General features: G+C 61.8%; 16 protein-coding genes and 3 pseudogenes. 12 read left to right on the top strand and 7 right to left on the bottom strand.

Annotated elements, in window-relative coordinates:
• Positions 1-6: 6 nt before the first annotated feature.
• Complete coding sequence (locus AC3IUA_RS10795) at positions 7-666, bottom strand: LexA family protein (RefSeq protein ID WP_489360748.1); 660 nt, start codon at positions 664-666, stop codon at positions 7-9.
• Between the two features lie 129 nt (positions 667-795).
• Between AC3IUA_RS10795 and AC3IUA_RS10790 the strand changes: the two genes are divergently transcribed.
• Together AC3IUA_RS10790 and AC3IUA_RS10785 are read left to right on the top strand one after the other, a co-directional pair.
• Positions 796-1,152 carry a DUF6124 family protein gene (locus AC3IUA_RS10790; protein ID WP_489360746.1) on the top strand — a complete coding sequence of 119 codons (357 nt, stop codon included), beginning with the start codon at positions 796-798 and terminating at the stop codon, positions 1,150-1,152.
• A gap of 515 nt (positions 1,153-1,667) precedes the next feature.
• On the top strand, positions 1,668-2,819 hold the full coding sequence (locus AC3IUA_RS10785) for a M14 family metallopeptidase (protein ID WP_489360744.1): 1,152 nt from the start codon (positions 1,668-1,670) through the stop codon (positions 2,817-2,819).
• Positions 2,820-2,864: 45 nt separating this feature from the next.
• Here the strand turns inward: AC3IUA_RS10785 and AC3IUA_RS10780 are convergent.
• Positions 2,865-3,050: pseudogene (locus AC3IUA_RS10780) on the bottom strand (winged helix-turn-helix transcriptional regulator); the annotation flags it as partial.
• Between AC3IUA_RS10780 and AC3IUA_RS10775 the strand changes: the two are divergent.
• Positions 3,044-3,493, top strand: a pseudogene (locus AC3IUA_RS10775) (MFS transporter); the annotation flags it as partial. The pseudogenes AC3IUA_RS10780 and AC3IUA_RS10775 sit on opposite strands and share 7 nt — an antisense overlap.
• Before the next feature lie 345 nt (positions 3,494-3,838).
• Here AC3IUA_RS10775 and AC3IUA_RS10770 read toward each other — a convergent pair.
• Both AC3IUA_RS10770 and AC3IUA_RS10765 read right to left on the bottom strand, forming a co-directional pair.
• Positions 3,839-4,384 carry a cytochrome b gene (locus AC3IUA_RS10770; RefSeq protein ID WP_489360742.1) on the bottom strand — a complete coding sequence of 182 codons (546 nt, stop codon included), beginning with the start codon at positions 4,382-4,384 and terminating at the stop codon, positions 3,839-3,841.
• Positions 4,381-5,454 carry a catalase family peroxidase gene (locus AC3IUA_RS10765; RefSeq protein ID WP_489360740.1) on the bottom strand — a complete coding sequence of 358 codons (1,074 nt, stop codon included), beginning with the start codon at positions 5,452-5,454 and terminating at the stop codon, positions 4,381-4,383. Before AC3IUA_RS10765 ends, AC3IUA_RS10770 begins: the two co-directional genes overlap by 4 nt.
• 150 nt (positions 5,455-5,604) lie before the next feature.
• Here AC3IUA_RS10765 and AC3IUA_RS10760 point away from each other — a divergent pair, with 150 nt between their 5' ends.
• Together AC3IUA_RS10760 and AC3IUA_RS10755 are read left to right on the top strand one after the other, a co-directional pair.
• The gene (locus AC3IUA_RS10760) at positions 5,605-6,111 is read left to right on the top strand and encodes a sigma-70 family RNA polymerase sigma factor (RefSeq protein WP_489360738.1); all 507 of its coding nucleotides are present in this window, start codon (positions 5,605-5,607) and stop codon (positions 6,109-6,111) included.
• Positions 6,108-6,860, top strand: coding sequence for an anti-sigma factor family protein (locus tag AC3IUA_RS10755; protein ID WP_489360736.1), 753 nt, complete (start codon positions 6,108-6,110; stop codon positions 6,858-6,860). The genes AC3IUA_RS10760 and AC3IUA_RS10755 overlap by 4 nt, the downstream gene beginning before the upstream one ends.
• 188 nt (positions 6,861-7,048) lie before the next feature.
• Here AC3IUA_RS10755 and AC3IUA_RS10750 read toward each other — a convergent pair whose 3' ends face one another.
• The 3 genes and pseudogenes from AC3IUA_RS10750 to AC3IUA_RS10740 form a co-directional block, all read right to left on the bottom strand.
• Entirely contained in the window at positions 7,049-8,485 is a 1,437-nt protein-coding gene (locus AC3IUA_RS10750; protein ID WP_489360734.1) for an FAD/NAD(P)-binding protein, read from the bottom strand.
• 25 nt (positions 8,486-8,510) lie between these two features.
• Positions 8,511-8,635: pseudogene (locus AC3IUA_RS10745) on the bottom strand (ABC transporter ATP-binding protein); the annotation flags it as partial.
• Positions 8,636-8,722: 87 nt separating this feature from the next.
• Positions 8,723-9,286 carry a helix-turn-helix domain-containing protein gene (locus AC3IUA_RS10740; protein WP_489360732.1) on the bottom strand — a complete coding sequence of 188 codons (564 nt, stop codon included), beginning with the start codon at positions 9,284-9,286 and terminating at the stop codon, positions 8,723-8,725.
• Here AC3IUA_RS10740 and AC3IUA_RS10735 point away from each other — a divergent pair.
• The 7 genes from AC3IUA_RS10735 to AC3IUA_RS10705 all read left to right on the top strand — a co-directional run bounded on the left by AC3IUA_RS10735 (position 9,281) and on the right by AC3IUA_RS10705 (position 16,646).
• Positions 9,281-10,306: a DMT family transporter gene (locus AC3IUA_RS10735; protein ID WP_489360730.1), complete on the top strand. Its 1,026-nt coding sequence runs from the start codon at positions 9,281-9,283 to the stop codon at positions 10,304-10,306. The two genes, AC3IUA_RS10740 and AC3IUA_RS10735, sit on opposite strands and share 6 nt — an antisense overlap.
• A 270-nt stretch (positions 10,307-10,576) precedes the next feature.
• Positions 10,577-13,495, top strand: coding sequence for a monovalent cation/H+ antiporter subunit A (locus AC3IUA_RS10730; RefSeq protein ID WP_489360729.1), 2,919 nt, complete (start codon positions 10,577-10,579; stop codon positions 13,493-13,495).
• The gene (locus tag AC3IUA_RS10725) at positions 13,495-13,839 is read left to right on the top strand and encodes a Na+/H+ antiporter subunit C (protein WP_007986256.1); all 345 of its coding nucleotides are present in this window, start codon (positions 13,495-13,497) and stop codon (positions 13,837-13,839) included. Before AC3IUA_RS10730 ends, AC3IUA_RS10725 begins: the two co-directional genes overlap by 1 nt.
• Complete coding sequence (locus tag AC3IUA_RS10720) at positions 13,836-15,521, top strand: monovalent cation/H+ antiporter subunit D (RefSeq protein WP_489360727.1); 1,686 nt, start codon at positions 13,836-13,838, stop codon at positions 15,519-15,521. The genes AC3IUA_RS10725 and AC3IUA_RS10720 overlap by 4 nt, the downstream gene beginning before the upstream one ends.
• Complete coding sequence (locus AC3IUA_RS10715) at positions 15,518-16,006, top strand: Na+/H+ antiporter subunit E (protein WP_489360725.1); 489 nt, start codon at positions 15,518-15,520, stop codon at positions 16,004-16,006. The genes AC3IUA_RS10720 and AC3IUA_RS10715 overlap by 4 nt, the downstream gene beginning before the upstream one ends.
• Positions 16,003-16,281 (top strand): K+/H+ antiporter subunit F, encoded by a 279-nt coding sequence (locus AC3IUA_RS10710; RefSeq protein WP_489360724.1) that lies wholly within the window; start codon positions 16,003-16,005, stop codon positions 16,279-16,281. Before AC3IUA_RS10715 ends, AC3IUA_RS10710 begins: the two co-directional genes overlap by 4 nt.
• Positions 16,278-16,646 (top strand): Na+/H+ antiporter subunit G, encoded by a 369-nt coding sequence (locus AC3IUA_RS10705; RefSeq protein WP_489360722.1) that lies wholly within the window; start codon positions 16,278-16,280, stop codon positions 16,644-16,646. Before AC3IUA_RS10710 ends, AC3IUA_RS10705 begins: the two co-directional genes overlap by 4 nt.
• Positions 16,647-16,808 lie beyond the last annotated feature (162 nt).

Genomic DNA, 16,808 nt, shown 5'->3' with positions numbered 1-16,808 from the left:
TCAGCATCAGAACTTCGCGGTGGCCTGCATCACCACGCCGATGATCCGGCATTCATCGGTGTACAGGGTTTTCGGGTAGGTCGGGTTGAGGGGGACCAGGTAACGCTGACCACCCTCTTCGATCAACTTGCGAAAGGTCGCCTGGGCGTTGCCCGGCCATTGGGCAATCACCAGTTTGCCTGGCACTGCCTCAACCGCCGGGTCGACCAGTATAAGCATGTCCTGGGCAATGCTGATGCCGCTCGGAGCCGTCATGGCGTCCCCGACCACCACCAGCCAGAACGCCGCGCCCCGCGCAGGGTAATCGGACAGTTCGTAGCGTTCGCTGGCATAGACCGGTTGCTCAGCCTCGCGCACTTCGCAGACGTCTCGCCAGTCGCTGACCGGATAGCGGAAATACGGATTGTATTTATCGGCCAGTGACATTTGGTAATCCTTTTCCTCGCCCGCCTCTTTCTCGGGCTCCCTGATCACTAGCGCCACCTCCAGAAATCCCAACCCCAGCTCCTGAAGCACACGGTTCATGTCTTCGATCTTCGGCTGGCGACGTTTGTTCAGCCAATGGCCGACGCCGCCCTGGGACATTCCGAGGCGTTCTGCGAGTTGCTCTTGGGTGACCTTGAGGTCACTCATTTTGGCCTTGACCAATTCGATCCATTTATCCATGGGCGGAACAATACTTTGTGTACTCGGACCCTCAATACACATATTGTAGTATTTAAATTATCGTCACAAATACACTATGTACTAGTCTTGGATTGACTTGTATGACTTACCGGCAGAGCACCCGAAATCATGAGCACACCCAGCAATCACTCGATAGAAATGGAAGCAGAGATCGACTTTGTCTCGTTGAAAGGTAACGCCGCGGCACAGCGTGCACTGGACTATTACTTGAAACCGGAGGTTTCAGAATCCGCGTTGGAGGAAAAACTCTTTGAGGTAAGACCCGGTATCGGCAGCGAGGAGGCCCTGGTCCACGCCTGCAGCCTGTTGCGTTGCGCTGCGGCCACCGCTCATGAATCAGCGGACAACCTGTTCGGTGCCAACCGTGATCTGGCGTTCTCGGTGGTACATATGATCGATATGGCGAAAACCCTGGTCGATCGGGCGCTGGACGGCAATCGCGGCGATGGGCTCCCACCCCTGTGAAAGGCGTAAAGGCGGCAAGGCTGTAGACGTCAAGATAGAGAGGAATTGCAGGGGCAGGAAAAAAATCCCAGTGAAGCAGGGGAAAACATTTGACTTGCAAATGATAATGATTATTATTGCATGCATCTGGTCGCGAGATCAGTCGATAGCCCAGGAGACCTTAGGTCGGACTCTTGGAATATCTCCTCATCAGGCTAATCACGGTTTTTGACCCGGCTTTTTGCCGGGTCTTTTTTTTTTGCCAGTTTTTTCTGGCTTGGCTTCAGGCTAATGAAGATTGGTTGCTGCTATTTAATGGGCGGCGATGATAGCAAAAGAACATCTGTTTGCAAGAGAGCGCCGTGGATACTGGGGCAAAAGTAATAAAAAATAGCACTTGAGAATCAATCGCATACCCCCTAAGCTGCCGGCGCGTCAGGGACGACGCCCCCCTTTTTGCCGAAATTGCCCGCCTGTTTTCCCCCTCCTTGCGTGTAAAGTAGCAGCCATAAAAATCATACTCAGGGACCCAGACTATGACCGTGGCTCAGCGCGCTGTTGAAATCACTTCGAACTTCGACAGCGGCAATATCGAGGTGCTGGATACCAGCAATCCGCTGCAGATATTGCTGGCTATCAAACCGGATACCCGCAGCAATCACTTCCAATGGTTCCACTTCAAGGCCAGTGGTCTGCATGTGGGCCAGGAGCACTGGTTCCGCCTGAGTAACGTGAGCACGTCTTCCTACAACAAAGCCTGGGCTGGCTACCAGGCCGTGGCCTCCTACGATCACGTCAACTGGTTTCGGGTGCCGACGATTTTCGAGGGCGATACCTTGCGGTTCAGCCTTGAAGCCAGCGCCACCAATGCCTGGTTCGCCTATTTCGAACCCTATAGCCGCGGACGTCACGACTGGCTGATCGAGCAGGCACTGACCAAGGCCGGCACCGAACTGCTCGCCACCGGCAAAAGCGTCGAAGGCCGCGATATTCAGTTGCTGCGCAAAGGCACCGGCGCCGAAGGCCAACGCAAGGTCTGGATCATCGCGCAACAGCACCCCGGCGAGCACATGGCCGAATGGTTCATGGAAGGCATCATCGAACGTCTGCAACAGCACAACGATCCGCTGATGAAAAAACTCCTGGAGCGTGCCGACCTGTACCTGGTGCCCAACATGAACCCGGATGGCGCCTTCCATGGCCATCTGCGGACCAATGCCATGGGCCAGGACCTCAATCGCGCCTGGCAGAGTGCGAGCCAGGAACTCAGCCCGGAAGTGTTCTTCGTTCAGCAACAAATGGACAAGTACGGCGTCGACCTGTTCCTCGACATCCATGGCGACGAAGAAATCCCCTACGTCTTCACTGCCGGTTGCGAAGGCAATCCGGGCTACACCCCGCGGATCGAAAAACTCGAAGCGCACTTTCGCAATCACTTGAAACACCAGACCCGCGACTTTCAGACCACCCACGGCTACACCCGCGACAAACCGGGCAAAGCCAACATGACCCTGGCCTGCAACAGCGTCGGTGAGAAATTCGATTGCCTGTCGTTGACCCTGGAGATGCCGTTCAAGGACCACAACGATGCGCCCAATGTGCGCACCGGTTGGTCCGGCAAGCGTTCGATGCAGCTAGGCAAGGACGTGTTGACGACCGTGGCGGACATGGTCGACGTAGTGCGCTAAGCCGGCAACCAACCCGCATGCCTATGCCAGGGCATGCGGGCTGGACTACTCTATCGCCACCCGCCGACAGTCCCCGGGCCCCAACAACCGCCCATCTTCCGAGTGCAACTCCAGGCGCCGCAGCGGTTTCCCATTCTCGCGGTCGACCATCACCGAATGCGGCTCCCCCGCCTCATAGAAAAACGCCTCGCCCCACTGGCGCAAGCCGATGATCAGGGTGAACAGGCCTCGCCGGAGCCGCCGGCGCGCTCGGCGCAGCACGCGCCGGGCAGCTGGCTGATCGCGGCCTGGCGCAATGGACCAGTGGCCTGGCCCTGACGCTGATGCTGGTCTCCTGGCTGGCCATCGCCTTCACCCAGTCATCCTTGTGGGCACTGTTGCTCGGGGTGATTACCTTCGACCTGGGCCTGCAAGCAGTCCACGTCACCAGCCAGGGCATGATCTACAACGCGCGCCCGCAAGCCCGGAGCCGGCTGGCGGCAGGCTACATGGTGTTTTACTCCATTGGCAGCGCACTGGGATCGATCGGTTCGACGGCGATGTACGCCTGGTCAGGCTGGGTCGGTGTGTGCCTGCTGGGAGCGGGAATCAATGCGCTGGCGCTGGGGTATTGGTGGTGGGTCGGTTCCCCCAACCTTGTGGCGAGGGAGCTTGCTCCAATACCAGGCAGTTAAGAGAAATGCACGGTACTTCGACATGAACCAGAGAATTGCGGCGCGTGCCAGATCGTCAAGATCGCAGCCTGGCGGCAGCTCCTACACACCCGCGATTTATCCGGTATGCAAAACCTGTAGCTGCCGCAGGCTGCGATCTTTTGATCCTGCATCTGCGGCGCCCCCGAAAAGATCGCAGCCTGGCGGCAGCTCCTACGCTGACCGGGTACACCTGCAATCTGGTGGGTGTACATAAACCTCTGTAGGAGCTGCCGCAGGCTGCGATCTTTTGGGAGCGTCCAATCCCTCACTGACTGGCATCAGGGCAAGTCCCCTTCACCACAGAGCCAGGCGTTGCCCGGATTTTCAGCCCTGATCCTTGCCGAACAACATGCTCTGCAGCACCCCGTCCCGGCGCACCCAACCATGGAACAGCGCCGCCGCCAGGTGCAGCAGCACAGTCAGGAACAGCAGGTACGCGAGGTAACCGTGAGCCTTGCGCAGGAAGGCGAACACCTGGGCATTGGCCGGCAATATCGACGGCAGTTGCACCGAACCGCCGAGCATCACCGGGTCACCGGCCGCCGAGATCATGGCCCAACCCAGCAGCGGCAGGATCAGCATCAAGGCGTATAGCAACACGTGGGATCCCTTGGCCGCCAGCACTTGCCAACCGGGCAGGTCAGCCGGCAACAGCGGTTGCCGGGTCGAGAAGCGCACCACCAGGCGCACGATCACCAGCAGTAGAATCGCCACGCCCAAGGGTTTGTGGATATGGATCAGCCATTCGTGCCGCGCGGACACCGAGGCCGCCATGCCCGCGCCGATAAACAGCATGGCAATCACCATCAGCGCCATCAGCCAGTGCAGCAGCCGCGCCAGGGGTGCGAAATGATTGGGTTGGGCGCTCATGGGTGCGACTCCTGGGTAGCGGCAGGCAACTGGCTGACTTCGCTGGCGCGCCGCAGGTAAGACTTGGCATACGCCGCAGAGCGGGCAGCCAGCAGCGGGTCGTCGGACCCTTCGATCCCGCTCGGCAGGATCAGCGGGTCGTAATTGATGTCGCGGCACTCGCCGTTGCTTTGTGCCTGGGTGCGCTCAAGCACCAGGGTGCCGGCATTCAACACCCTTCTATCGTTCGGCCAGGCTTTGCTGGCGTCATGGGTGGGATCTGCGGGGTTGGCCAAGGTGATGTTCAACTGCCAACGCAAGGGTCCGGCGGCCAGCCGCTGCACCAGATCTTTTTCCAGGAAGTCGGCACCTTCAGGCGCACTGGCTCCCGCTGCATCCTGAACAAGTGGCGCCACGCTCCAGCGCACGGCCTGACGCTTACCCGCCGCGTTCACCAGATAAAAGGCATTGATACCGTTATAGGTTTCGGTGGCGTAGCTGGCCGAAGGTTTGGCGGTCTTGACCCATTGCAGGAACGGCGCGGTTTCAGGGTGCGCGGCAAAGAACGCCGGGGGACTCGCCGGATTGGGCTTACCGGTGGCCGGGTCCGGAGAATTGGCCTGTTGCAGTTGATAGAAGGCTTCGGGCGTACCCACCGGGAATACCGGCATGCTATTCATCCCGGTACGCCATTGCTGGCCGTTGGCAAGGTTGAAACGCAACGCCAGGCTACGGATCGGCACGCTACTGTCCGGCGCATAGGGATTACCGCTGGGCAACGCAAAGCGCCCCACCACTGGCGTACGCGCCTCACCGAACACCTGGGCGCGGGAAAACTCACGGGCCTGACCACTGCTCTCGAAATAACCGGCCACACACACGCCTTTGGCGTGATTACGACGGAATCCGGGATGCACCCCGTTGTTTTTCTCCAGTACATCGACCAACGCCTTGGGCGTCAGGCGTTGCGGGTCGAAGGTGCCGTTGACATAGGCAAACACCCCGGCAATCGCCGCGACCACCACACCAATCCCTACCAGGCGCAGCGTCAGACTCGCGGTACTCAGTGGCGGTGGTGAGCGATTAACCATGAAAAACTCCAGGCCGTGGGCCGCAAATGACAAGGATCAATCAGACGAAGCCCGGCAGGGTTTATTCCATCGCCCGATGTTTATTTTCCAGGGGCTGGAATAATCTTGAGTACGGGGCGTCTCTCAAGTCCCAAGACCAGCCAGAATTTCATGAACGATCTCGACGAACAGTTACGCCCACTTATTCCGCGGCTCAGACGCTTCGCCGTATCCTTGACCCGTAACTCCAGCAGCGCTGACGATCTGGTGCAGTCGTGCCTTGAGCGGGCGCTGTCGGGTTGGGGCGACAAACGCCCCGACGGCGATCTGCGGGCCTGGCTGTTCTCGATTCTTTATCGACAGTTTCTCGACGCCCATCGGCGCTCGCGACGTTATGCGCGGATGCTGGAGTTTTTCACCGGGCGCGACGATGCACAGCCTTCGGTGGAGCGCACAGTGATCGCGTTATCGACCCTCCAGGCATTCGACCGGCTGACCGCCGAGCAGCGCGCCCTGCTGCTCTGGGTCTCGGTGGAAGGCTTGAGTTACAAAGAGGTCGCCGAGATTCTCGACGTCCCCACCGGCACCGTGATGTCTCGCCTGTCCCGCGCCCGCCAGGCCTTGCGCCAGCTCAGCGACGGCGAGATCACCAGCCCTTCTCTGCGGATACTCAAATGATCAACACGCCTCCAAGCGAACGCGACCTGCACGCTTATGTCGACCATCAACTCAGCGATGCCGAACGGCGTCTGGTCGAAACCTACCTGTGCGCTCAGCCCGAGGTCGCCGCGCGAATCGAAGCCTGGCAGCAGGATGCCCAACAATTGCGCGCCGCCCTGAGCGGTACCCTGCAGCACCCGGCCAACCCGGACCACGATCCGCTGGTCATCCGCCAGCGCCTCAAACGTCAGACCCGACGACATCTGGCCAGTGCCGCCCTGCTGTTGATTGCAGTCGGTGTCGGTGGCTTGAGCGGCTGGCAGGCGCGGGAAATGACCATGACCGGGGCGTCGCCACCGATGACCGATGCCATGCAGGCGTACCGGATGTTCGCCCAGCAAGGCATCCTGCCGGCCGACCTGAAAGTGCAGAACAACGGCGATATGCAAGCCTGGCTCGACCGTTACTTCAACCATGCCAACCGCCTGCCCGACCTGCGGCACGCCGGGTTCAAGGCCGTCAGCGCACGCTTGTTGAGCACCGACCAGGGCCCGGCGGCGATGGTGTTGTATGAGGATCAGGACGGGCGCAAGGTCAGCTTCTACATCCGCCCACCAGGACCGAAAAACAAACTGCTGCCCCGTGGCAGCCGAAGTGACGGCGAATTGCAGGCCGAGTACTGGTCGGGGGCCGGGTACAACTACGCGATGGTCAGCCCGGCGGATTCATCCGCCGCCAGGATGCTGCAGCAGACGATAGGGTTCTAGCAGGAAAACCCGAGCCATCTTCTTCGCGGGCTTGATCGAGGATCAGGTTAAAGAGCAGCACCCGACATCGAACGTCGCAAATGCTTCCACGGTTAACCAGAAAAACCGCGGTGTCTGATTCTACGACCGCTACGCGGCCGGACGCAGCCTTCGGCAGCTGCTACGGGATGCAATCTATGCATCAGTCACTAACACTGCCGCTCCACCAACCGTTGCGCCAATGCCTTGGCCTGACTGGCCACGTCGGTCACCGCAGTACTTTCCCACCACATGCCACGCAACGGCGGGCCCATGGCGAACAGCCGCTCGGCGACTTGCCCCCGGGCATTGATCAGGGCGCCGCCAGGATCGGCGGCGATCCCCAGGGCCAGCGGCCCCGGTTGAATCAGACCGCGCGCCAGCAGCTGCTGCGGCAGCGGCCGGGCCACTCGGCGCCAGTCGTATTCGATGCCGCTGGAGTTGATCAGCGCTCCACCGCTGACCACGCAAGTGTGCATCTCACCGCGCCGACGCAGGCGAATGCTCACCTGGCCGTCAGCCGACGGTTCGAGGCCCTTGAACGACGCCGCCTGAATCCGCAAACGTCCCTCGTTATGCAAACGCTCCACCAGTTCGGCACTCAGCGGCGGCGAGCGGTGATGATGACTCTCCCACCATGGCCGTACGTGGCGCACGAACTGCCGGCGCTGCTCGTCAGTCGCCTGGCTCCACAGGCGACCGATATGTACGCGCACAGTGTCCAGCGGCGCTTGCCAGTCGATACCGGCCGCCATTGCCGCCTGGCACTGGCGACGCAGTTCGCGCATCAGCTGTCCGGGGCTGCGGATGCTCGGGTCTTCGGCGAGAAAATCCACCCAGGCCGGCGGCTGGCGACGAACATGGGGCAACAGCCCGTGCCGGGAAAACACCTCGATCGGTCCGCGATGCCCGGCCTGCTCCAGCGACACCACGGCATCGACCATGGTCAACCCGGAGCCGATAATCAGCACCCTGGCCTGGGGATCGAGCCGGGCCATCGCCGCAACATCCCAAGGGTCCAGCGCGGCCGTGTTCAAGCCACTGGACTCGGTTTGCGGCGTACGCGCGGCCGGGAACAGGCCAGTGGCCAGAACCGCGAAAGCCCCGCGCAATTGTCTGCCGTCATCCAGGGTCAACAGCGCGCCGCGTTGGTCCATTTGCAGATCGACCGCTTCGCCACGGACATGCTCGACACTGGAGCCCTGCTGCGCACCGACGACCTGGGCTTCGGCCAGGCGCTGCTGCACGTACAGGCCAAAAATCCCCCGCGGCGGGAACAACTCGCTGACCGGCACATGCTGCTGATCCGACTCCGGCCAGCCACCGGCGGCGATGAACTCGCCGAGCCATTGAGTCAAGTCATCGGCGTTGTCCGGGTCGACACTCATGCGTGCCGCGTTGCCGTTCAAGGTATGCCCCAACTCGACCGCACTGTAGGCCTCACCGCGTCCCAGTTCGGCGCGCGGCTCAATGACCAGCAGCCGGCGTTGGCCCGGCAGACGCAACAGCTGCGCCGCCAGCAACGCCCCGCTCAGGCCACCGCCGACAATCAATATGTCCGCGCTGCGGCTGACGTCGGTCGCCTGTGGGCTTTTGGTTTCGCTCATGCTGTGCTCACTTGTCACTGTGGGGGGCCTGTTTCAACGCCACATTAATATTTACCCGGCGATCGGAATGCTGCGCGATGATCTCGAAAATTTCCTGAACGATGATAGGCGCAAAACCATGGACGGCCCGTCCAGTAGTACCAAAGTAGGACAGTCATCAGCGCCCGGCACCTTTCCACAGAAAACCCGACACACCACAAAATAGGCGGTGTGCAGGTAACTTGTGGGTTGCCTGGCTCAAATCACCACGTTACGCACGAATCGCGCCGCCACCAAACCGTCGTTGCGGTAGGAATGAGGTTGGTGACTGGCGTACATGAAGAACTCCCCGGCTTCAAGCGTGTGCGCCTGATCGCCGAGCATCAATGTCAGGCAGCCTTCGAACACATAAAGTTGCTCGCTCCAGCCCTCGGCGTCCGGTTCCGACAAGTACTGTTCGCCCGGTTCCAGCCGCCATTCCCACAACTCGACTTCACGACTGGCCGTCGCCTTGGCCAGCAGCACCGCTTTGCTGCCGGGAATCACCCCTGCCCAGGCCAGCTCGTTGATGCGGCTCGGGTCGCGGGCATCGGGGGCCTGGATCAGGTCGCTGAAGGCAACGTCCAGGGCTTCGGCGACCCGATCCAGGGTGGTCAGGCTGACGTTCTTTTCGCCGGCTTCGATGGCCACCAGCATTCGCCGGCTGACCCCGGATTTTTCCGCCAGCGCGGTCTGGCTCAACTGCGCGGCATGCCGCAGCCGACGCACGTTCTGGCTGACGTGCTGCAGGACGGAAGCGCGTTGCGTAGGATCTTTGTGCACTATATTGCTCACTTGACAGGTTTGCGCAGTATACTGCCCAACTTCAGGCGCATTGTGCGTCGCCCTCAGGTAGCGCGCAAGGCCATGACGTCGGTGAAATCTCCATCCTCTCCCCTGTTCTCCCGGTTCAGCAAAGCCGAGTGCGTGCTGGTGCTGATTACCATGATCTGGGGCGGGACATTTCTGCTGGTGCAGCACGCAATGACTGTCAGCGGCCCGATGTTTTTCGTCGGCCTGCGGTTCGCGGCGGCAGCTGGCCTGGTGGCGCTGTTCTCGGCCCGGCATTTGCGCAATCTGAGCCTGTTCGAGTTCAAGGCAGGGGCGTTCATCGGCGTGGCGATCATGCTCGGTTACGGTCTGCAGACCGTCGGTTTACAGACCATCCCCAGCAGTCAGTCGGCGTTCATTACCGCGCTCTACGTGCCTTTTGTACCGCTGCTGCAATGGCTGGTGCTCGGGCGGCGGCCAGGACTGATGCCGAGTATCGGCATCATGCTGGCGTTCACCGGCCTGATGCTGATCTCGGGTCCTGCCGGGGCATCGCTGAATTTCAGCCCGGGGGAAATCGCCACGCTGATCAGCGCCATCGCGATTGCCGCCGAAATCATTCTGATCAGTACCTACGCCGGGCAGGTCGATGTGCGCCGGGTCACGGTTGTGCAACTGGCCGTTACCTCGGTACTGGCGTTCCTGATGGTGGTGCCGACCCAGGAAGCCATTCCCGGGTTTTCCTGGCTGCTGCTGATCAGCGCCGTAGGTCTTGGCGCGGCCAGCGCGGCGATTCAGGTGGCGATGAACTGGGCGCAGAAAAGCGTCTCACCGACCCGTGCGACCCTGATCTATGCCGGCGAACCGGTGTGGGCCGGGATCGTCGGGCGGATTGCCGGTGAGCGATTGCCCGCGATTGCCTTGCTCGGTGCCGGGTTGATCGTGGCGGCGGTGATCGTCAGCGAGTTGAAGACCAAGGGCAGGGGTACGGTTGACGCTGAGGAAGAGCCGGAGCGGGAAACCCTGAGGTAGCCTGAACGGCCAAAAGATCGCAGCCTGCGGCAGCTCCTACGCGTCGACCGAATACACCCGCGATGTTGTGGGTGCATGCAATCCCGTAGGAGCTGCCGCAGGCTGCGATCTTTTCGCAGACAACCAAAATCTGATGCCGACACATCGCTCTTCAAAACAATGAAGCCCAGACTTTTCCGCCTACCTTGTAGGATCCTGCCACAGCTTGGCAGTTGGTGATCCGGGGCCCGGCACGTATGATTCATCACAAACTCCGCAGATTAGAAGCCTATGTCCCTGATAGTTCTACTGCTTTTGCCTTTTATCGGCAGTTGTCTGGCGGCCGTGCTGCCGCACAACGCGCGTAATACCGAATCCCTGCTCGCCGGTGTGGTTGCCCTGATCGGCACCATCCAGGTCGCCCTGCTCTACCCGCAGATCGCCGATGGCGGCGTGATTCGCGAAGAGTTTTTCTGGCTACCCAGCCTGGGCTTGAATTTCGTCCTGCGCATGGACGGTTTCGCCTGGCTGTTCTCGATGCTGGTGCTGGGCATTGGCACACTGGTATCGCTGTACGCGCGTTATTACATGTCGCCGGAAGATCCGGTGCCGCGCTTCTTTGCGTTTTTCCTGGCCTTCATGGGCGCCATGCTCGGGCTGGTGATCTCCGGCAACCTGATTCAAATGGTATTTTTCTGGGAACTGACCAGTCTGTTCTCGTTCCTGTTGATCGGCTATTGGCACCACCGCGCCGACGCCCGCCGAGGTGCCTATATGGCGCTGATGGTGACCGGCGCGGGCGGTTTGTGCCTGCTGGCGGGGGTCATGCTGCTCGGCCATGTCGTCGGCAGCTATGACCTGGACAAGGTGCTGGCCGCCGGTGACCTGATCCGCGCCCATGCCCTGTACCCGGTCCTGCTGCCGCTGATCCTGATCGGCGCCTTGAGCAAAAGCGCACAGTTCCCCTTCCACTTCTGGCTGCCCCACGCCATGGCCGCCCCGACACCGGTCTCGGCCTACCTGCACTCGGCAACCATGGTCAAGGCCGGGGTGTTCCTCCTGGCGCGGCTCTGGCCGTCACTTTCCGGCAGCGAAGAATGGTTCTACATCGTCGGCGGAGCCGGTGCCTGCACCCTGTTGCTGGGCGCCTATTGCGCAATGTTCCAGAACGACCTCAAAGGCCTGCTCGCCTACTCGACCATCAGCCATCTGGGCCTGATCACCCTGTTGCTGGGCCTGAACAGTCCGCTGGCCGCGGTGGCGGCGGTGTTCCATATTCTCAACCACGCCACCTTCAAAGCCTCGTTGTTCATGGCCGCCGGCATCATCGATCATGAAAGCGGCACCCGCGACATCCGCAAACTCAGCGGTTTGATCCGGCTGATTCCGTTCACCGCCACCCTGGCCATGGTTGCCAGCGCCTCGATGGCCGGCGTGCCGCTGCTCAACGGCTTTTTGTCGAAAGAGATGTTCTTCGCTGAAACCGTGTTCATTTCCGCCACCGCCTGGGTCGAAATGACCCTGCCAGTGGTCGCGACTATCGCCGGCACGTTCAGCGTCGCCTATTCGCTGCGCTTCACCGCCGATGTGTTTTTCGGTCCGACCGCCACTGACCTCCCGCATACCCCGCACGAACCACCGCGCTGGATGCGCGCGCCGGTCGAGTTGCTGGTGTTCGCCTGCCTGGTGGTGGGGATTTTCCCGGCCCAGGTGGTCGGTCCGGTGCTGGCGGCCGCAGCCTTGCCGGTGGTCGGCACGCTGCCCGAGTACAGCCTGGCGATCTGGCACGGCTGGAACGCGCCGATGATCATGAGTCTGATCGCCATGTCCGGCGGCATCCTGCTCTACCTGCTGTTGCGCAAGCAGCTCAAGCGCGGGCGGTTCAACTACCCGCCGATCATCGGCCACTTCAATGGCAAGCGGATGTTCGAGCGCAGCCTGGTGGTCATGATGCGCCTGGCTCGGCGCAGCGAACGATGGATCAGCACCCGGCGCCTGCAAAGCCAACTGTTCCTGCTGGTGCTGGCGGCAGTGCTCGCCGGGCTGATCCCGATGCTCCACAGCAGCCTGAGCTGGGGCGACCGGCCGAAGATTCCCGGCTCGATCGTCTTTGTCACCCTCTGGCTGCTGGCGATTGCCTGCGCCCTCGGCGCCGCCTGGCAAGCCAAGTATCACCGGCTCGCGGCCCTGACCATGGTCAGCGTCTGCGGTTTGATGACCTGCGTGACCTTCGTCTGGTTTTCGGCGCCGGACCTGGCCCTGACCCAACTGGTGGTCGAGGTGGTGACCACGGTGCTGATCCTGCTGGGACTGCGCTGGTTGCCCCGACGGATCGAAGAAGTCTCGCCGCTGCCGAGCAGCCTGCGCAAGGCGCGGGTGCGTCGACTGCGCGACCTGCTGCTGTCGACGGTCGTTGGTGGCGGCATGGCGTTGTTGTCCTACGCCATGCTGACCCGGCAGACCCCCAACGACATCTCCTCGTTCTACCTCAGCCGCGCCCTGCCCGAAGGCGGTGGCAGCAACGTGGTCAACGTGATGCTGGTGGACTTCCGTGGCTTCGATACCCTCGGCGAAGTCACCGTGCTGGCGGCCGTGGCCCTGAGCGTATTCGCCCTGCTGCGACGCTTCCGCCCACCCAAGGAAAGCATGCAGCTGCCGGCTCAGCAGCGCCTGCTGGCACCCGACGTCGTGACCGATCTGGTCAACCCGCGCCACGCCAGCGACACCGCGCTGGGTTTCATGATGGTTCCGGCGGTGCTGGTGCGGCTGCTGCTGCCGATTGCCCTGGTGGTGTCGTTCTACCTGTTCATGCGCGGGCACAACCAGCCGGGCGGCGGGTTCGTCGCCGGGTTGGTGATGTCGGTGGCGTTCATCCTGCAATACATGGTCGCCGGCACCCAGTGGGTCGAAGCGCAGATGAGCCTGCGGCCGGTGCGCTGGATGGGCACCGGGCTGCTATTCGCCACCGTCACCGGGCTGGGTGCGATGGCTGTCGGTTATCCGTTCCTGACCACCCACACCTGGCATTTCGAACTGCCGATCGTCGGCGATATCCATATCGCCAGCGCGCTGTTCTTCGATATCGGCGTGTACGCCGTGGTGCTGGGTTCGACGTTGCTGATCCTCACGGCGCTGGCGCATCAATCGGTGCGTGGCCATAAACCGAGCAGCCAGCCCAAACCCGTTGTCCCGCAAGGAGCAGTCGTCTGATGGAAGAAGTCATCGCAATTGCCATTGGGGTCCTGGCCGCCTCCGGAGTCTGGCTGATATTACGGCCACGGACCTTCCAGGTAGTGATGGGGTTGTGCCTGTTGTCCTACGGAGTCAACTTGTTCATTTTCAGCATGGGCAGCCTGTTTATCGGCAAGGAGCCGATCATCAAGGACGGCGTACCCCAGGATCTGCTGCACTACACCGACCCGCTGCCGCAGGCGTTGGTGTTGACCGCCATCGTCATCAGCTTCGCCATGACCGCCTTGTTCCTGGTGGTGCTGCTGGCATCCCGCGGCCTGACCGGTACCGACCATGTGGATGGCCGGGAGCCTAAGGAATGAGCTGGATGCCCCACCTGATCGCCGCGCCGATTCTGCTGCCGTTGCTGACAGCCGCCCTGATGATGATGCTCGGGGAAAAACGTCGACCACTCAAGGCCCGGATCAACCTGTTCTCGAGCCTGCTCGGCCTGGGGATTTCGATTCTGCTGTTGCAGTGGACCGAGCAAACCGCGGTGCCCGGCTCCATCGGCGTCTACCTGCCCGGCAACTGGCAAGTGCCATTCGGCATCGTGCTGGTGGTCGATCGCCTGTCGGCCTTGATGCTGGTGCTGACCGGCATCATTGGCGTCTGCGCCCTGCTGTTCGCCATGGCCCGCTGGGACAGTGCCGGCGCGAGCTTCCACGCGCTGTTCCAGATCCAGCTGATGGGCCTTTACGGGGCCTTCCTGACGGCCGACCTGTTCAACCTGTTCGTATTCTTCGAAGTGCTGTTGGCGGCTTCCTACGGTTTGATCCTGCACGGTTCCGGGCGGGCACGGGTGTCATCGGGGCTGCATTACATTTCGATCAACCTGCTGGCCTCGTCGCTGTTTCTGATTGGCGCGGCGTTGATCTACGGCGTCACCGGCACCCTGAACATGGCCGACCTGGCGCTGAAGATCCCGTTGGTAGCGCAAGCCGATCGTGGCCTGCTGCACGCCGGTGCGGCGATCCTCGCCGTGGCATTCCTGGCCAAGGCTGGCATGTGGCCGCTGAATTTCTGGCTGGTGCCCGCCTACTCCGCGGCCAGCGCGCCAGTGGCGGCGATGTTCGCGATCATGACCAAGGTCGGCGTGTACACCTTGCTGCGTTTGTGGACCCTGTTGTTTTCCGGGCAGGCCGGCGCTTCGGCCTTCTTTGGCGGCGACTGGCTGATCTACGGCGGCATGGCGACGATCGTCTGCGCGGCACTGGCGATTCTCGCCGCGCAACGGCTGGAGCGCATGGCCAGCCTGAGCATTCTGGTCTCGGCAGGCATCCTGCTGTCGGCCGTCGGCTTCGCCCAGCCGAGCCTTACCGCTGGCGCGCTGTTCTATCTGGTCAGCTCGACCCTGGCCTTGAGCGCGCTGTTCCTGCTGGCGGAACTGATCGAGCGTTCGCGCTCGGCCAATGAAGTGCCGCTGGACTATGAGGGCGAGATCCTGCCGCGCCCCCTGGAGTCCTTGCAGCCGCCCAAAGGCACCAACCTGGATGATGAACAGAAAGCCGTGGTCGGCCAGGTGATTCCCTGGACCATGGCCTTTCTCGGCTTGAGCTTCATTGCCTGCGCCCTGCTGATCATCGGCATGCCGCCGCTGTCGGGGTTTATCGGCAAACTGAGTTTGCTCAGCGCCCTGCTCAACCCCGCGGGCCTGGGCAATGCGGCAGACGAGCCCATCTCGAATGCCGCCTGGGGCTTGCTGGCGTTGCTGATACTGTCCGGGCTGGCTTCGCTGATCGCCTTCTCGCGCTTGGGCATCCAGCGTTTCTGGACCCCCGCGGAGCGCCCGTCGCCACTGCTGCGGCGCCTCGAATGCGTGCCGATCTTCGTGCTGCTGGGCCTGAGCATTCTGTTGACCTTCAAGGCCGAACCGCTGCTGCGTTATACCCAGGCCGCCGCCGATACCCTGAATGACCCGCAACAATACGTCATGGCGGTGCTGGGTACGCGCGCCGTACCAAGCCCGCAAGCCACGGCGGCGCTGCTGGAGGTGCAACCATGAAGCGTCTGTTCCCTGCTCCCTGGTTATCGTTGGCGCTCTGGCTGTTGTGGCTGGTGCTTAACCTGTCGGTCAGCCCCGGCCACCTGCTGCTGGGTGCCGTGCTCGGGTTTGTCGCACCGCTGATGATGAAACCGTTGCGCCCGCTGCCGATCCGCATCCGTCGGCCCGGGGTGATTGTGCGGTTGTTTTTGCTGGTCGGGCGCGACGTGCTGGTGTCCAACCTGGTCGTCGCCTGGGGCGTGCTGAACGCCGGGCGGCGGGCGCCGCGCTCGCGGTTCATCAAGGTGCCGCTGGACCTGCGCGATGCCAATGGCCTGGCCGCGTTGTCGATGATCACCACGGTCATTCCCGGCACGGTCTGGTCGGAACTGGCGCTGGACCGCAGCGTGTTGCTACTGCATGTGTTCGATCTGGATGACGACACGCAATTCATCCAGCACTTCAAGGCGACTTATGAGCGCCCGTTGATGGAGATCTTCGAATGAGTGCCTTGCTGTCGAATGCGGTTCTGTTGAGTCTGTTCATCTTTTCCGTGGCCATGATCCTGACCCTGGTCCGCCTGTTCAAAGGCCCATCGGCCCAGGACCGGGTCCTGGCGCTGGACTACCTGTACATTCTCGCCATGCTGATGATGCTGGTGCTGGGCATTCGCTACGCCAGTGACACCTACTTCGAAGCGGCGCTGCTGATCGCCTTGCTGGGGTTTGTCGGCTCGTTTGCCCTGGCGAAATTCCTCCTGCGTGGCGAGGTGATCGAATGAACGAACTCAGCGAACTGTCGCTGTGGATCGAGATTCCGGTGGCCATCCTGCTGGTGCTCAGCAGTGTGTTTGCGCTGATTGGCGCTTTCGGTCTGGTGCGGATGAAGGACTATTTCCAGCGCATGCACCCACCAGCCCTGGCCTCGACATTGGGCGCCTGGTGCGTGGCGCTGGCCTCGATCATCTATTTCTCCGGCCTCAACTCCAGTCCGGTGCTGCACGCCTGGCTGATCCCGATTCTGCTGTCGATCAGCATGCCGGTGACCACCCTGCTGCTGGCGCGGGCGGCGTTGTTCCGCAAGCGCATGGCCGGGGATGATGTGCCGGCCGAGGTGAGTAGTCGAAGGGCTGAAGGGGGGAGCTGAAGGGCTTCTGGACCTTTATCGTCGTCTGGAGGACCGTCATTGCGCCCTGAGCCTTTGCGTCAACACGTAAGGCCGTGGGCATCTCGCAGATCTTTTGGCAAGCCAGGGTCGGCGTAGGCGCTGGCGCAAAAGAATGAACGCCCCAGGCACTTTTTGTAAGTC

Source organism: Pseudomonas sp. KH_050, from assembly GCF_057838875.1.
Note: the sequence above shows the minus strand (reverse complement) of the source record. Positions and strands in the feature narration are given on the sequence as shown.

What these genes read in the sequence shown, in the direction of transcription:
- AC3IUA_RS10795 (WP_489360748.1), bottom strand. Translation starts at nt 666, where the DNA reads ATGGATAAATGGATCGAATTGGTCAAGGCCAAAATGAGTGACCTCAAG.
- AC3IUA_RS10790 (WP_489360746.1), top strand. Translation starts at nt 796, where the DNA reads ATGAGCACACCCAGCAATCACTCGATAGAAATGGAAGCAGAGATCGAC.
- AC3IUA_RS10785 (WP_489360744.1), top strand. Translation starts at nt 1,668, where the DNA reads ATGACCGTGGCTCAGCGCGCTGTTGAAATCACTTCGAACTTCGACAGC.
- AC3IUA_RS10770 (WP_489360742.1), bottom strand. Translation starts at nt 4,384, where the DNA reads ATGAGCGCCCAACCCAATCATTTCGCACCCCTGGCGCGGCTGCTGCAC.
- AC3IUA_RS10765 (WP_489360740.1), bottom strand. Translation starts at nt 5,454, where the DNA reads ATGGTTAATCGCTCACCACCGCCACTGAGTACCGCGAGTCTGACGCTG.
- AC3IUA_RS10760 (WP_489360738.1), top strand. Translation starts at nt 5,605, where the DNA reads ATGAACGATCTCGACGAACAGTTACGCCCACTTATTCCGCGGCTCAGA.
- AC3IUA_RS10755 (WP_489360736.1), top strand. Translation starts at nt 6,108, where the DNA reads ATGATCAACACGCCTCCAAGCGAACGCGACCTGCACGCTTATGTCGAC.
- AC3IUA_RS10750 (WP_489360734.1), bottom strand. Translation starts at nt 8,485, where the DNA reads ATGAGCGAAACCAAAAGCCCACAGGCGACCGACGTCAGCCGCAGCGCG.
- AC3IUA_RS10730 (WP_489360729.1), top strand. Translation starts at nt 10,577, where the DNA reads ATGTCCCTGATAGTTCTACTGCTTTTGCCTTTTATCGGCAGTTGTCTG.
- AC3IUA_RS10725 (WP_007986256.1), top strand. Translation starts at nt 13,495, where the DNA reads ATGGAAGAAGTCATCGCAATTGCCATTGGGGTCCTGGCCGCCTCCGGA.
- AC3IUA_RS10720 (WP_489360727.1), top strand. Translation starts at nt 13,836, where the DNA reads ATGAGCTGGATGCCCCACCTGATCGCCGCGCCGATTCTGCTGCCGTTG.
- AC3IUA_RS10715 (WP_489360725.1), top strand. Translation starts at nt 15,518, where the DNA reads ATGAAGCGTCTGTTCCCTGCTCCCTGGTTATCGTTGGCGCTCTGGCTG.
- AC3IUA_RS10710 (WP_489360724.1), top strand. Translation starts at nt 16,003, where the DNA reads ATGAGTGCCTTGCTGTCGAATGCGGTTCTGTTGAGTCTGTTCATCTTT.
- AC3IUA_RS10705 (WP_489360722.1), top strand. Translation starts at nt 16,278, where the DNA reads ATGAACGAACTCAGCGAACTGTCGCTGTGGATCGAGATTCCGGTGGCC.